The sequence below is a fragment of the Pseudomonas mosselii genome (assembly GCF_003205295.1).
In the GTDB taxonomy this organism is placed as follows: domain Bacteria; phylum Pseudomonadota; class Gammaproteobacteria; order Pseudomonadales; family Pseudomonadaceae; genus Aquipseudomonas; species Aquipseudomonas mosselii_B.
Window position 1 is genome coordinate 91,958 of the sequence record NZ_QJRP01000013.1, and the last position, 13,513, is coordinate 105,470.

At 65.8% G+C, this 13,513-nt stretch carries 14 protein-coding genes; 5 read left to right on the forward strand and 9 right to left on the reverse strand.

What is annotated here, in order from left to right; genetic code table 11:
• The first annotated feature begins 173 nt into the window (after window positions 1-173).
• A complete protein-coding gene (gene pdxR / locus DMX06_RS14520) occupies window positions 174-1,634 on the forward strand; it encodes a MocR-like pyridoxine biosynthesis transcription factor PdxR (RefSeq protein WP_181427833.1) in 1,461 nt (486 codons plus the stop codon).
• On the opposite strand, the gene greB is transcribed toward pdxR, so the two are convergent.
• The 4 genes from greB to DMX06_RS14540 form a co-directional block, all read right to left on the reverse strand.
• Window positions 1,610-2,095 (reverse strand): transcription elongation factor GreB, encoded by a 486-nt coding sequence (greB, locus tag DMX06_RS14525; RefSeq protein WP_110738122.1) that lies wholly within the window; start codon window positions 2,093-2,095, stop codon window positions 1,610-1,612. The two genes, pdxR and greB, sit on opposite strands and share 25 nt — an antisense overlap.
• A gap of 89 nt (window positions 2,096-2,184) precedes the next feature.
• The gene (locus tag DMX06_RS14530; protein ID WP_050705060.1) at window positions 2,185-2,493 is read right to left on the reverse strand and encodes a hypothetical protein; all 309 of its coding nucleotides are present in this window, start codon (window positions 2,491-2,493) and stop codon (window positions 2,185-2,187) included.
• Between the two features lie 246 nt (window positions 2,494-2,739).
• Entirely contained in the window at window positions 2,740-3,174 is a 435-nt protein-coding gene (locus tag DMX06_RS14535; protein ID WP_110738123.1) for a DoxX family protein, read from the reverse strand.
• Window positions 3,175-3,285: 111 nt separating this feature from the next.
• Window positions 3,286-4,692, reverse strand: coding sequence for a transglycosylase SLT domain-containing protein (locus DMX06_RS14540; RefSeq protein ID WP_110738124.1), 1,407 nt, complete (start codon window positions 4,690-4,692; stop codon window positions 3,286-3,288).
• Between the two features lie 159 nt (window positions 4,693-4,851).
• Here DMX06_RS14540 and DMX06_RS14545 point away from each other — a divergent pair, with 159 nt between their 5' ends.
• The 3 genes from DMX06_RS14545 (at window position 4,852) to DMX06_RS14555 (ending at window position 7,683) form a co-directional block, all read left to right on the forward strand.
• Window positions 4,852-5,658, forward strand: a complete 807-nt coding sequence (locus tag DMX06_RS14545; RefSeq protein WP_110738125.1) for a TatD family hydrolase — start codon at window positions 4,852-4,854, stop codon at window positions 5,656-5,658.
• A gap of 86 nt (window positions 5,659-5,744) precedes the next feature.
• Window positions 5,745-7,223 carry a methyl-accepting chemotaxis protein gene (locus tag DMX06_RS14550; protein WP_110738126.1) on the forward strand — a complete coding sequence of 493 codons (1,479 nt, stop codon included), beginning with the start codon at window positions 5,745-5,747 and terminating at the stop codon, window positions 7,221-7,223.
• Window positions 7,224-7,314: 91 nt separating this feature from the next.
• A complete protein-coding gene (locus tag DMX06_RS14555; protein WP_110738127.1) occupies window positions 7,315-7,683 on the forward strand; it encodes an Mpo1-like protein in 369 nt (122 codons plus the stop codon).
• A 148-nt stretch (window positions 7,684-7,831) separates the two neighbouring features.
• Here the strand turns inward: DMX06_RS14555 and DMX06_RS14560 are convergent, their stop codons facing one another.
• The 3 genes from DMX06_RS14560 to DMX06_RS14570 all read right to left on the reverse strand — a co-directional run bounded on the left by DMX06_RS14560 (window position 7,832) and on the right by DMX06_RS14570 (window position 9,773).
• Window positions 7,832-8,629, reverse strand: a complete 798-nt coding sequence (locus tag DMX06_RS14560; protein ID WP_110738128.1) for an acyl-CoA thioesterase — start codon at window positions 8,627-8,629, stop codon at window positions 7,832-7,834.
• 83 nt (window positions 8,630-8,712) lie between these two features.
• Window positions 8,713-9,480 (reverse strand): CHAD domain-containing protein, encoded by a 768-nt coding sequence (locus DMX06_RS14565; protein WP_110738129.1) that lies wholly within the window; start codon window positions 9,478-9,480, stop codon window positions 8,713-8,715.
• Between the two features lie 14 nt (window positions 9,481-9,494).
• A complete protein-coding gene (locus DMX06_RS14570) occupies window positions 9,495-9,773 on the reverse strand; it encodes a hypothetical protein (RefSeq protein WP_028692631.1) in 279 nt (92 codons plus the stop codon).
• Between the two features lie 158 nt (window positions 9,774-9,931).
• On the opposite strand from DMX06_RS14570, the gene DMX06_RS14575 reads away from it, so the two are divergent.
• A complete protein-coding gene (locus tag DMX06_RS14575) occupies window positions 9,932-10,972 on the forward strand; it encodes a patatin-like phospholipase family protein (RefSeq protein ID WP_110738130.1) in 1,041 nt (346 codons plus the stop codon).
• 221 nt (window positions 10,973-11,193) lie between these two features.
• On the opposite strand, the gene DMX06_RS14580 is transcribed toward DMX06_RS14575, so the two are convergent.
• Window positions 11,194-13,053 carry a SurA N-terminal domain-containing protein gene (locus tag DMX06_RS14580; protein WP_110738131.1) on the reverse strand — a complete coding sequence of 620 codons (1,860 nt, stop codon included), beginning with the start codon at window positions 13,051-13,053 and terminating at the stop codon, window positions 11,194-11,196.
• A gap of 180 nt (window positions 13,054-13,233) precedes the next feature.
• Entirely contained in the window at window positions 13,234-13,506 is a 273-nt protein-coding gene (locus tag DMX06_RS14585; RefSeq protein ID WP_003259401.1) for an HU family DNA-binding protein, read from the reverse strand.
• Window positions 13,507-13,513: the final 7 nt, after the last annotated feature.

Consider the following 13,513-nt stretch of genomic DNA (forward strand, 5'->3'; position numbering starts at 1 on the left):
CGCATTGACTCCTTCAAAGAATGAATACCGCTTCCGTCAATGCCCGAAACGCGCGCACAACGGAACCGGGCGCGCTTCTTTGCGCATCGCAACAAATTGTTACGTGCGTTGAGCTTAGGGACTGCGCTGGATACCATGAAGGTCCATTAAGCCTTCCTGCATGTGGACCACTTATGGCCAGAGGCAAACAACCCCTTGCCCTTGACCTTGCCCTGCCGTTCGAGCTGTCCGCCAAACCGTCGGCCCGCAAGCATCAACTGTTGTATGCCTTCCTGCAGGAGTTGCTCGCCTGCGGCCATCTGGCGCCCGGTACACGACTGCCCTCCACCCGTACCCTTGCCCAGCGCTGGGGGGTGGCACGGGGCACCGTCGAACTGGTCTTCGAGCAACTCGCCCTGGAAGGTTGCATCCTGCGTCGACAAGGCGCGGGCTCGGTGGTCGCGCCGCTGCGGCCCGACGCGTTGATCGCGGCCAACGACCAGACCCTGGCCACGCTACCGTGTCCCCGTGAGCCCGTACCCTGCGCCAGCCCTGCCCCCACGCCCGAAGTCCGGCTGCAGACCGGCGTGCCCTTCATCGCCCGGCTGGCCGACCCGACGCTGCTCGAACAGCGCCACCTGCAACTGACCACCGACACCCTTGCCACAATCACCGAGAGCGTGCCGCACGCTGGCGACGAGTCGCTCAGACAGGCCATTGCGACACACATCCGCCTCTATCGGGGCATCGAGTGCGACGCCGACGACATCGTCGTGACCCAGGGCATCCGCCACACGCTGCATTTCATCAGCCAATGGCTGGAAAGGGACGACGCCATCGCCCTGGAAGACCCTGGCTACTCCTGGGCCGCACGCCTGTTCGAACAGACCGGCAGGCGTGTGATCTGCGTCGCCGTGGACCAGGCAGGCCTGGACGTCGAGCAACTGGCCAGGCACGACAAGGTCCGCGCAGTGCACACCACTCCCGCGCACCAGGCTCCGCTGGGCGTCTGCATGAGCGTCCAGCGACGCCAGGCGCTGCTGGCCTGGGCACAGGCCCGCGATGCCTACATCGTCGAGGATGACTACGACAGCGAATACAACTACGCCTGCGCGCCACTGCCGGCGATCAAGGCGCTCGACCAGCATGACCGGGTGCTGTTCTGCGGTAGCTTCAACAAGACCTTGTTCAGCGGGCTGAGGCTGGGTTTCGCGGTTGTGCCGCGAGCCTTGCGCACACGCTTCATCGACTGGCTGGCGGCAGCGGGACAGACGCCGGGGGTCATCGCCCAGCGAACGGTGCGCCAGTACCTGGTGCGCGGCCACTATGAACGGCACCTGCGCATTGCAAGGCAGACCTACCAGCGCCGCCGGGACCTGCTGCTCGAACGTCTCGCCGCAATGCCAGGCATGACCATCAGCGGCGAGCAATCCGGCCTGCACTTCGTCCTCTGGTTGCCTGAAGGCGTCAGTGAACAGGTCTTTTGCGACCGGGCCCGGCAACGCGGGCTGGTGTTGCAGCCGATCGGCCTGTTCTGCCGCAGGCACACCTGGCCGGCCGGCGTCCTGATCGGTTATGCGGCGCTCACCGATGAACAGATCGAGACGGCGGCACAGGCGCTGGTCGAGGTCTACCGGGCATCGTTGTCCGAATAGCTGATGCGGTTGATGTACCAGGTCGCCTCACCCGTGGGTGTGTGCACCACCACTTCGTCGCCCTCCTCCTTCTTGAGCAGGGCCCGGGCCATGGGCGAGTCGATGGAGATGTAGTCGTTGCGCCCATGAATCTCGTCATAACCGACGATGCGAAAGCGCAGCTGCTCGCCGTCGTCGTTCTCGATCTCCACCCAGGCGCCGAAGAACACCTTGCCCTCCTGCTGGGGCGAGTACTCGACCACCTTGACGTCTTCCAGGCGCTTGCGCAGGTAGCGCACGCGGCGGTCGATCTCGCGCAGCAGCTTCTTGTTGTACTGGTAGTCGGCGTTCTCGCTGCGATCACCCAGCGAGGCCGCCCAGGTGACCTTCTGGGTGATTTCCGGGCGATAGACCCGCCACAGGTGGTCAAGCTCCTGCTTCAGCGCAGCATGGCCTTCGATGGTGATGATGTTGGTGCTCAACGACTGTCTCCTCAGTGCATCCGCAGCGGGCGACAGGCGCCCACCGGGAGACCGAGCTTAGCGAAAAAAGGCTGGACGCGACACGCCGCTCAACGGCGGGTGATCAACCCCTGGCGGGCGATGCGGGTGAGCTGGCCGATGACCTCGGCGGCCTCTTCTGCCGCGGGCGCCTGGATCACAGCCAGGTCGAAGCGGTCGTTGCCGTACTGGTCGAGCTGTTCACAGCTGTCGGAGAACTGGATGAGGAAGGCACAGGCCTGGCCCTTGCGTCGGGAAAAGCCGTCGAGATTGCGCAAAAGCGTGGGTTGATGCTGGCCGCCGAGCAGGATGCGCGGGGTACGGGAAGCCTGGTTCTTGGCCAGGGGGGTCAAGCAGACACTGGTACGTGGGCAACTCATGGAGTCTCTCTCCGCCTCGCTGTTCCCGCTGGGCAGCGGTGGGAGGCGTCACCGAACCAGCGCTTTAGCGGTATTTCGGATGACCCGTCGAGGCCTCTCCTGCGCCCCGCAAGTAGCTGTTTAAATCGGCGCAATCGGTATGCTAGAGGCAGACGCTTGAAGTTACAAGCGCTTGTGCAAAAGCAATCGCGGGGCCAGCCCGCTCCCACGCTGATTGTGGGAGCGGGCTGGCCCCGCGAGCGATGATCAGCGTGCGATCAGACGGTCCAGCGACAGCCGGCCCGCGCCCTCGATCAGCACCGCCACGGTGCCGGCCATCAGCGCCAGGGCGAACTCATAACCGTTGTTGGACATGAACAGCCCGTTGCCGATGTGCACCGAGAAGATCGCCACCACCAGGGTCACGCTCAGCGCCAGCGCCGCCGGGCGGGCCAGCAGGCCGACCACCAGGGCCAGGCCGCCGAAGAACTCGGCGCTGCCGGACAGCAAGGCCATCAGGTAGCCCGGGGCCAGGCCGATGCTTTCCATCCACTGGCCGGTGCCTTCCAGGCCGTAGCCCCCGAACAGGCCGAACAGTTTCTGCGCGCCGTGGGCCATGAAGATGACGCCGACCAGGATACGCACGACGCTCAGGCCATAACCGGCGCGGGTGGCGAACAGGGCTTTGAGGGAGTTGTTCATGTTTGCTTCCTTGTTTGAGCAGGTGTGTGTTGGATGAGCGCCATCTTAATCAAATCATCGAATAAGAAAATCGCAATAATCGCGTAAAACCTATCGAATAATTCGATTTATCTAGCGCTTCGCCACACGCTCCAGGGAAGCCCGCTCACGGTTGAACGCGAGGAAGTACTTGTTGACGCTGTTGACGAAGTTGACCGGCCCCATGCCCACCTGCTCCATGGCGATGCGCTCGGTCTGGAAGAACCACTGGTTGCCATTGAGCCCACGCCGCCGGGCCTCGGCACGCATGGCCTGGACCCGCTCCGGCCCGAGGTTGTAGGCGGCCAGGATGAACGCCATGCGCTCACGCTCGTTGAGCTGGGGGCTGGCGAAGAACTTGCGGCGGATCAGCGCCAGGTAGCGGGCGCTGGCCTGGACATTGCCATCCACCGTGGCGGTGTTGCTCACTCCCACCCGCTGGGCCGCCGACGGGGTGATCTGCATCAGCCCGTGGGCGCCACCGGTGCCTCGCGCCTTGGGGTCGAGGGTCGACTCCTTGAATGCCAGGGCGGCCAGGTTGAGCCAGTCGAACTGCTGGGCGCCGCCGTGCTTCTGCAGCACCGGGCGCACCGACTCCAGGCGCTGGCGGTCCTGTCGAGCCAGCGGGTTGTGCACCCGATACTGGCGCCGGTAGATGCGCTCGAAGGCCGCGTCCTGGTTGTCCGGCGCGCGGTAGGTGGCGAGGAAGCGATCCACCGCCGCCTGAAGCATCGCCGCGTCCTGGCGCACATACCAGCGCATGGCCTGAGGCGGGGCCAACTGCAGTTTGCTGTCCACCCGCAGGCGCGGCATCACCCGCGCCCAGCGCAGGGCGATCGGCCGCTCCACCACGGTCAATGGGTAGATGCCGGCCTGGACCATCTCCAGCACATCCTCCACCGCCAGCGTCGGGTCAACCCATTCCACCTTGATCGGCGCCCGCTTGCGCAAGGCCAACTGCTGGTTGATCGCCTGGATCGCCGCGCCCGCGGCACTGGCGGTGGTCAGGGCGACGGTACGCCCGGACAACTGCTCGGGGCGGCTGTAGCCACGCTCACCCTTGCGCCCGACCAGTTGCAGCGGCACCTGGTCGACCACCGGGGCACTGACGCCGACACCGCGCACCACGCTCGGGTCGAGCAGCTCGCCGGGGGCGGCAAGATCGCCCTCACCCCGCTGCAATGCCGCGAGCAGTTGCTCCTTGGCGCGGGGGATGATCTTCAGGGTGATTTCCTGGCCGTCGGCAACACGGGCATTGAGGGCGTGCTCCAGGGCGCGCAAGCGGTAGTACTCGACGCCCACCGGCTCGCCCTTGACCTCGCCGGAGCTGTTGCGACTCTGGTTGACCAGCACCCGCAGCACCTTGCTCGAGCGGATCTGCGCCAGGTCGCGCGCCTGGCTGGCCGGCACATGCTGCTGCGGCCCGGCTTCGCCGGCAGCGACCGGCCCGGCGGCCAGCAGCCCGGACAGCGACAGGATCGTCAACAGGGTTCGCAACATGAGGGAAAGGGTCCGAGAGCGGTTGGCAGGCACCATGTGCTGTGATCGATCCGTGACAAATGACCGCAACAGACCACGGCAAACGTTTGAAGTTCTTGGTTTTTTCTCGATATCCCGGTTTTTGCTATGCTGGCCGCCCCGCGGCACTGAGGTAGCACCATGCAACTGATCGATATCGGCGTCAACCTGACCAACAGCAGTTTCCACGACCAGCAAGCCGCCATCGTCGAGCGCGCTGTGGAAGCCGGCGTGGCGCAAATGGTCCTCACTGGTACCAGCCTGGACGTCAGCGCCGAAGCCCTGGAACTGTGCCAGCGCCTGGACGAACCCGGCCAGCGCCTGTTCAGCACCGCCGGCGTGCACCCCCACGACGCCAGCCACTGGAGCAGCGGCAGCGAACGCCAGCTGCGCGAACTGCTCGCCCAGCCACGGGTGGTGGCCGTGGGCGAATGCGGCCTGGACTTCAATCGCGACTTCTCCCCGCGCCCGGCCCAGGAAAAGGCCCTGGAAGCGCAGTTGGCGCTGGCGGTCGAGCTGCGCCTGCCGGTGTTCCTCCACGAGCGCGAGGCCAGCGAACGCCTGCTGGCGATCCTCAAGGGCTATCGCGACCAGTTGCCCGCCGCCGTGGTGCACTGCTTCACCGGCGAGCGCCAGGCACTGTTCGCCTACCTCGACCTGGACCTGCACATCGGCATCACCGGCTGGATCTGCGACGAGCGCCGCGGCACCCACCTGCACCCCCTGGTCGGCAATATCCCCGAGGGCCGCCTGATGCTCGAGAGCGACGCGCCCTACCTGCTGCCCCGCAGCCTGCGGCCCAAACCGAAGAACGGCCGCAACGAGCCGGCCTTCCTGCCCGAGGTGCTGCGCGAGGTGGCCCTGCATCGCCATGAAACCGTGGCGCGCACCGCCGCCCACACCAGCGCCTGCGCCCGCGCGTTCTTTGGCCTGCCTGAGGTTTCTTGACGCATATCAACAAGGCCCCTGGCCTTGGCGGGCACAATGATGGCACCTTGCCAATAATGTTCCCGCCAACTCAGAGAAGACCTACCATGGGTGCCTGGCTTAGCAACGTTTCCCTCAAATACAAGTTCTGGGCCGTCAATGCAGTGGCCTTCGTCACTACCCTGATGCTGGTGCTCTACGCGGTGTACCTGGAGCAGCAGGCCCGTGCCTCCGGCGCCCAGGCGCAAGCCCAGGCCCAAGCCGAACTGCTGGCGGCCTGGCCCGCCGGCCAGGCGCTTCCCGTCCAGGCCAACCTGATCACCTGGCGCAATGGCCAGACGCCGCAGTTTGCCGGCGAACCCCTCGAAGCCCTGCGCGACGGCCAGGGCTGGGTCGATCTGCCCGGCGCCTGGATCCTCGGCGACAACCCGCTGCGCGGCGCCCAGGTACTGCGTCGGGGCGACCAGCAGCTTGCGCTGATCGCCCAGTCGCCAAGCCTGCGCCAGGTCTATTTCGACCGTTTCAGCAACTACGCCGTGTGCGTGCTGATCCTGATGCTGGCCATGCTCTGCGCCTCGCAGTTGCTGATCCGCTTCCTGCTCAGCCAGCTCAACACCCTCAAGGACGTGATGCTGCACGTGGAGAAGACCGGCGACCTCTCGGCCCGGGTGCCGCTGGCCTGCGGCGACGAGGTCGGGCAGATGGCCGGCGCCTTCAACGCCATGCAGACCACCTACCACCGCGTGGTCAGCACCGTGGCGCGCACCGCCGCCCAGCTGGACTCGGGCGCTGCGCGCCTGGCCGGCAGCATGGACGAGGTGCGTCACGGCATGATCGGCCAGCAGAGTGAGACCGACCAGGCCGCCACCGCCATCAACGAGATGACCGCCACCGTCCACCATATCGCCCAGCATGCCGGCGCCACCCGCGACCTGTCGCAGACCGCCGACACCCTGGCCGGCAGTGGCCAGGCCGTGGTCAGCCGCGTGCAGGATTCGATTGCCGGGCTTTCCAGCGGCGTGCAGCAGACCGCCGAGATGATCCGCCAGCTGGCCGACGACAGCCAGAAGATCAACGGCGTGGTCGGGGTCATTCACAGCATCGCCGAACAGACCAACCTGCTCGCCCTCAATGCCGCCATCGAGGCGGCCCGGGCCGGGGACCTGGGCCGCGGCTTCGCCGTGGTCGCCGACGAGGTGCGCAACCTGGCCAAGCGCGTGCAGACCTCCACCGACGAGATCACCACCATGGTCGCCGACCTGCAGGCCGGCACCCGCGACGCAGTGGATTTCATGCAGGAAAGCTCGTACAAGGCCGACGATTGCGTCAAGCAGGCCCGCGAGGCCGGCGAGGCCCTGGCCGAGATCACCAGCGCCGTGGCGCAGATGCGCGAAAGCAACACCCAGATCGCCGTGGCCGCAGAGCAGCAGAGCCAGGTGGCCGAGGAGATGAACCGCGCCGTCGTCAGCATCCGCGACGTGACCGAGGAGACCGTGCAGCAGACCGTGGGCTCGGCCACCACCAGCAGCGAACTGGCGACCCTCGCCGGCGAGCTGAACAAGGCGATCGGCCAGCTCAAGCTGTGACCCTCGCTGGCTATGGCCACCATAGCCAGCCTCGATTGGCCCCCGCCCGGGGGCCGCACTAAGCTTTGGACAGGCCCCAGAGGATCCGTCCATGAGCAAACGACTGCCCAACCTGCCCGCCTGGCAATGGCGCGGCTACCACCACAACCATCGCCACCCCGCCAACCTGGTGCTGCACCTGATCGCCGTGCCGCTGTTCATCCTGGGCGCGCTGCTGGTGCTGTCGGGGCTGTTCGCGCTGGACCTGTCGCAGATCGCCGTGGGCATCATCGCCCTGGTGGCCGGGTTGGGCCTGCAACGCCAGGGGCATCGCCTGGAAGCCGAGCAGCCCGAGCCGTTCAGCGGGCGCAAGGACGCCGTGCAGCGTCTGCTCACCGAGCAGTTCATCACCTTCCCGCGCTTCGTGCTGAGCGGTGCCTGGTGGCGGGCCTGGCGCGAGCGGCACAAGCACCGCCACTGAGTGGAAACATCGCGGGGCAAGCCCGCTCCCACGCTGGAACTCTGTTCCCTGCGCGTCAGCGTGGCCCGAAGGGCTGCGCGATCTCCCACAAGCGCCATTGCGAGGCGTGGGAGCGGGCTTGCCCCGCGATTGGCTCGATGAAGATGGCTCAGGCGAACACGGTCACCGTCTGCCGGCTCAACGCCAGCAACTCACCCTCTGCCGTCCACAACGCCGCAGCCGCATGCCCGTAGCCATCACGGGCATACTCGGTCTCGACCACATAGCGGCACCAGTCGAGGGTCGAAAGCTGCGGCGTGGGTTGCACGAACTCGATGGTCCAGGTCAGCGTGCTGCCCGCGGCGGGCTGCTTGAGATACGGCAGCAGGCTGGGCGGCCAGGCATCCACCAGCGCCAGCAGGTGCGCCACCCCGACCGGCTCCTCGGCGACATCGCGCAGGCGCACCCAACCGCCCATATGGCGCGAGTCGTTGCCACTGAACGGCAGGCCGCCCACCGCCCAGCGAAACGCCACGTGCTGCATGAATTCCGGTGTAATGCCCTTGATAAAGGGCAACTCCGGCGCCGCCTCCTGCAGCGGCTTCATCGGCATCGCCGCGGGCGCGTCAACCGCCACCACGGAAGGGCGACCGGCACCGAAGCTGCCCTGCACCAGGGTCACCACCTGGCCATCCTGCACGGCGCGTCCGAGCAAGGTGCTGACCGCCTTGCCCTCGCGCAGCACCTCCACCTCCAGGCTGATCGGCACATCCGGCGCCGCCGGGCCGACGAAAGTAATGGCCAGCGAACGTACCGGGCGGTCGTCGCCCAGCTTCTGGCGCATCGCTTCGTGCACCATCGCCGCCATCAGGCCGCCGAATACCGCCCGCCCCTGGGCCCAGCCGGCGGGTACGCTGATCGCCTCAGGGTGCGCGCGAGCGGCTGTCAACAATTCTGTGAAGTTCATGTGCCTGGGCTCCTGGGCAAAAAGAACCGATAGTACCCAGCGATCACGCCAGCCACAGCCCGCATATCGGTCATTCGCCGGGATTAACGGCGCGCCAGCGCCTTTTGCAGCGCTTCCAGGGTGAGGTCGGAACGCGCCTCGGCGGCATGCAACTCATGCTCCCAGGCCACCTTGCAGCCGAGCAGGTCGCTGTGCTCGCGCACCTGCAGCAACCACTGTACTCGGTCGTGCCAGTCGCCCAGGTCGCCCTGGGCTGCCTTGAGCAGGCGCTGCAGCTTGCTGCCGGCGTGTTCGAGCTGTGGGTAGGCCTGGTCGCCATAGCGCACCCGCTTGATCAGCAGGCGCAGGCGGTGGCGGTCGTGGGCAGGGTCCGCCAGGGCCGCCTGCAACTTGTGCCATTGCTTGTTCAGGCGCTTGTCGATGCGCTGCCCCAGCTTCGCCGCCAGCCCTTCACGGCCGGCGGCACGCAGGAACATCGGGAACGCATCGAGAATCGCCAGCACGCGGTTGAGCTGGGCGCTGGCCGCGACACTGGCATAGGTGCGCGCCCTGCCCTCCTGGCGACGCTCGCCTGCCTGCACGTGTCCACGGCCGATCAGCTGCGCCGCCAGCACCTCGCGGTCACGCAGCGGTGTGGTCAGCGCTCCCAGCGCCCCGGCCGCCTGCTCGAGCTGTTCGACGCCCGGCAAGCCACGCAACGGCCGCAGCAGGCTGCGCAGACGCCTCAAGGTGATGCGCAGGTCGTGCAACGCCTCGCGGTCGGTGTCGGCGGCCAGGCGTTCGCGGCAGGCCAGCAGGCGCACCTGCAGCGCCAGGATCTGGCCGACCACATGATCGAGCATGGCGGACATGGGCAGCTCCTCGGTCAACGCCCGGCGCGGGATTCACGGATGTAGAAACGGGCCTTCTCGGCCTTGTGGGTACAGCCTTCGAAGCCTTCGAACTGCTGCTGGGTCTTGGCACCGGTCAACAGCGACAGCGCCTTGGAATAACTCACAGTGCCGGCAAAGCCTTCGGCCTTGGCCAGGTCCAGTTCCTTCCAGGCGGCATCGAGCTGGGTCGCGCAACTGTCGCGATAGGCCGTCTTGCCCGCGCAGCCGACCAGGGCCAGGGCAATCAGAGGAAGGGTGATCCAGGCTTTCATCGGTAATACCTCGAGGGTCGATAACTAAGATGGCCGTTCGACGGCAAAGCAAACGAAAAGTGCCCTGCTCAGCGTAGCCCAGCGCGGACTACATTGAAGCACAGGTGGCAATGGGTGCATTGTTGGACCATGGTGGCACAGCTGCGGGGGAAACGGTCATGGGCAAACGCGTGGCATTGGTGCTGGGCTCCGGTGGTGCCCGGGGGTACGCGCACATCGGCGTGATCGAGGAAATCGAACGGCGCGGCTACGAGATCGGCTGCATCGCGGGCTGTTCGATGGGCGCAGTGATCGGCGGCATCTACGCCGCCGGCAAGCTCGATGAATATCGCAGCTGGATCGAGAGCCTGGACTACCTCGACGTGCTGCGCCTGGTGGATGTCAGTTTCCGCCTGGGGGCAATCCGTGGCGACAAGGTGTTCGGGCAGATCCGCAAGATCGTTGGCGAAATCAACATCGAGCAGTTGCGTATTCCCTACACGGCGGTTGCCACCGACCTGACCAACCAGCAGGAGATCTGGTTCCAGGAGGGCTGCCTGCACCAGGCCATGCGCGCCTCGGCGGCCATTCCCAGCCTGTTCACCCCGGTGGTGCAAGGCAACCGCATGCTGGTCGATGGCGGCATCCTCAACCCGCTGCCGATCGTGCCGGTGGTGTCCAGCCACTGTGACCTGATCATCGCCGTCAACCTCAACGCCACCAACCAGAAGCAGTACCAACTGCCGGTGATCGAGCGCCCGGCGGCGTTCAAGATGCGCTTCGACGCCTTGATCAGCTCGCTCGGCTCGCGCCTGCCGTTTCGCCGCAAACCGGCCGAGCAACTGATCCGCCTGGAGCAGGAAATCACTGCCGAGGGGCTGGCCAGCCCCAACCCCTGGCTAGGTGAAAGTGCCGCCCCCGAGGGCCAGCAGCCGGCGGCGGCGCCGCAGAGCGAAGGGGCACCGAAGTCGGCCACCGGCTCGTTCATCGTCGACAACGTCGGCCCTGCGTCCCTGCTCGACCTGATCAACCAGAGTTTCGAAGTGATGCAGACGTCACTGGCCCAGTACAAGATCGCCGGCTACCCGCCGGACGTGCTGATCAACGTGCCCAAGCGCGTATGCCGGTTCTTCGAGTTCTACAAGGCACCGGAGCTGATCGCCCTGGGGCGGGAAATTGCACGGGATACGCTGGACAATCATGAGGGGGTTCGGCGGTAGTTGCCTCTTCAAGCCGCTTGCAATCCCTGTGGGAGCGGCCTTGTGTCGCGATAGGGCTGCGTAGCAGCCCCAGGATTTCAGCATTGATGCAGCAATCGCCGGGGCTGCTACGCAGCCCTTTCGCGACACAAGGCCGCTCCCACAGGGGGATATGCGTAGGTCTTGATCATCAGAAACGAAACAGGCCGCATACGCGGCCTGTTTCATGATCAGCGCACCACTCAGTAGCGCGTGATGTCGGCACTGCCTTCAAGCAGCTTGCGATAGGCCGCAAAGTCCTGCGAACCGGCACGCGAAGCGAGGTAGCGACGGATCTGCGCCTTCTCTTCGTCGGTGGCGGCGGCGCCTTCGTTGACGCCCTTGAGCTGCAGGACCACCAGGCTACCGTCGCCCAGGACCACGCTGCCGTAGACCGGCTTGTCCTTGGCCGCGGGTTTGCCGAGGCGGAACACCGCCTGCAGCTCGGCCGGGTCGATACCGTCCTGGCCGCGGGTGACCGCTTCGTGGACTCTCCAGCCCTGGCCCTCGGCCTTGGCCGAACCATCGCGCAAGCCGGCGATCAGCTTGTCAGCCTTGGTCTTGAGCTCGGCAATCGCCTTCTCCTTGGCCAGGTGCTGGCTGATGTTCTTGGCCACGGCCTCCAGCGGCAGTTGCTCAGGCTTGCGGTGCTCCTTGACGCGCAGCACCACCACGGTCTCCGGATCCAGCTCGATGGCGTTGCTGTTGGCACCCTCTTCCAGCACCTGCTCGCCGAACGCGGCCTGGATCACCGCGCGGTTGGCGGTGATGCCTTCGCCACCCTCGCGACCGAAGGCCGCCGAGGTGTGTACCTTCAGGCCCAGGTCCTGGGCCGGCTGGGCCAGGTCGGAGGCTTCGAAGGCGGTGTCCTCGAGCTGCTTGGTGGCCTCGACGAAGCGCTGCTCCACCTGCTGGGTCTTCAGCTCGTGGGTCAGCTTGTCCTTCAGGCTGGCGAAACTCGGGACATCCGGAGCCTGCACACCCAATAGCTTGATCAGGTGATAGCCGAACTCGGTGCGTACCGGTGCGGACACCTGGTCCTTGTTCAACTTGTACAGCGCGTCCTCGAAAGCCGGGTCGTACACGCCAGGGCCGGCGAAGCCGAGGTCGCCGCCAGTGTTGGCCGAACCCGGATCCTGGGAAAATTCCTTGGCCAGCTTGGCGAAGTCCTCACCCTTGTCCAGGCGCTGCTGGATCTCTTCGATGCGGGCCTTGGCCTTGGCATCGTCGGTCTTGTCGTTGACCTCGATCAGGATGTGCGCGGCATGGCGCTGCTCGCCCAGGTTGGCGATCTCCTTCTCGTACAGGGCCTTGAGCTCGCCGTCGTCGACCTTGACCTGGTCGAAGAAGGCCGACTTCTTCAGCTCGAGGTAGTCGATGACCACCTGATCCGGGGTCATGAATTCCTTGGCGTGCTGGTCGTAGTGCGCCTTGACCTCGTCATCGCTCACCTTGACCGCGGCCGGGTCGGCCTTGAAGGTCTGCGAAGCGAAATCGCGGGTCTGCTTCTCGAGGCGGGCGAAGGCCTCGACCTGCTTGTCGGTGACGAAGCTGCTGCCGGCAAGGCCGGTGCGCAGCTGGCCGATCAGCATTTCCTGGGCGAGCATCTCGCGGAACTGCATGCGGCCGTAGCCCATCTGGCGGATGACCGAGTCGAAGCGCTCGGCGCTGAACTTGCCATCGACCTGGAATTCAGGCGTCTGCAGGATCAGCTGATCCAGCGCGGCCTCGGAAAAAGCGAACTTGGCGTCTTCGGCACCCTGCAACAGCAGCTTGCGATCGATCAGCCCCTTGAGCGCGGCTTCGCGCAGCATTTTCTCGTCCAGCAGCGCAGGGTCGAAATCCTTGCCCAACTGTTGCATCAGCTGGCGGCGCTGCATGTCCACGGCCTGGCTCAGCTCGTTCTGGCTGATGGTCTGGCCGTTCACCTTGGCGGCGTCCTGGCTATGGCTGGCGGCCTGGAAAATGGCCTCGAAGCCGGTCAACGCCATCAACACGACGATAAGGCCGATGATGGTCTTGGCAATCCAACCTTGTGAATTGTCCCTGATATTCTGCAGCATGCGTCCCCCAGAAACGGCTGTACCACTGCGTCGACAACCGCGGAGCGTGGGTAGAATCCTGATAGAAGAAAGGCGCATCCAGTGGATGCGCCTTTTCGAAGCGAGCGTGCCAGCGGGAACGTTTGCGACCCGCCGTCACGCGGTCGGCCCTGACGATGCCCGGGCCGGCTGAAAGACGACTTAGTTGACGGCGTCTTTCAGGCCCTTGCCAGCCTTGAAGCCCGGAACCTTGGCGGCAGCGATCTTGATCGCGTTGCCGGTTTGCGGGTTGCGGCCGGTGCGCTCGGCGCGCTCCTTGACCGAGAAGGTACCGAAACCAACCAGTACCACATCGTCACCTTGCTTCAGGGCGCCGGTGACGGATTCGATGACTGCGTCCAGCGCACGGCCGGCTACAGCTTTCGGGATGTCAGCAGATGCGGCGATAGCGTCAATCAGTTCCGACTTGTTCACTCTAAGT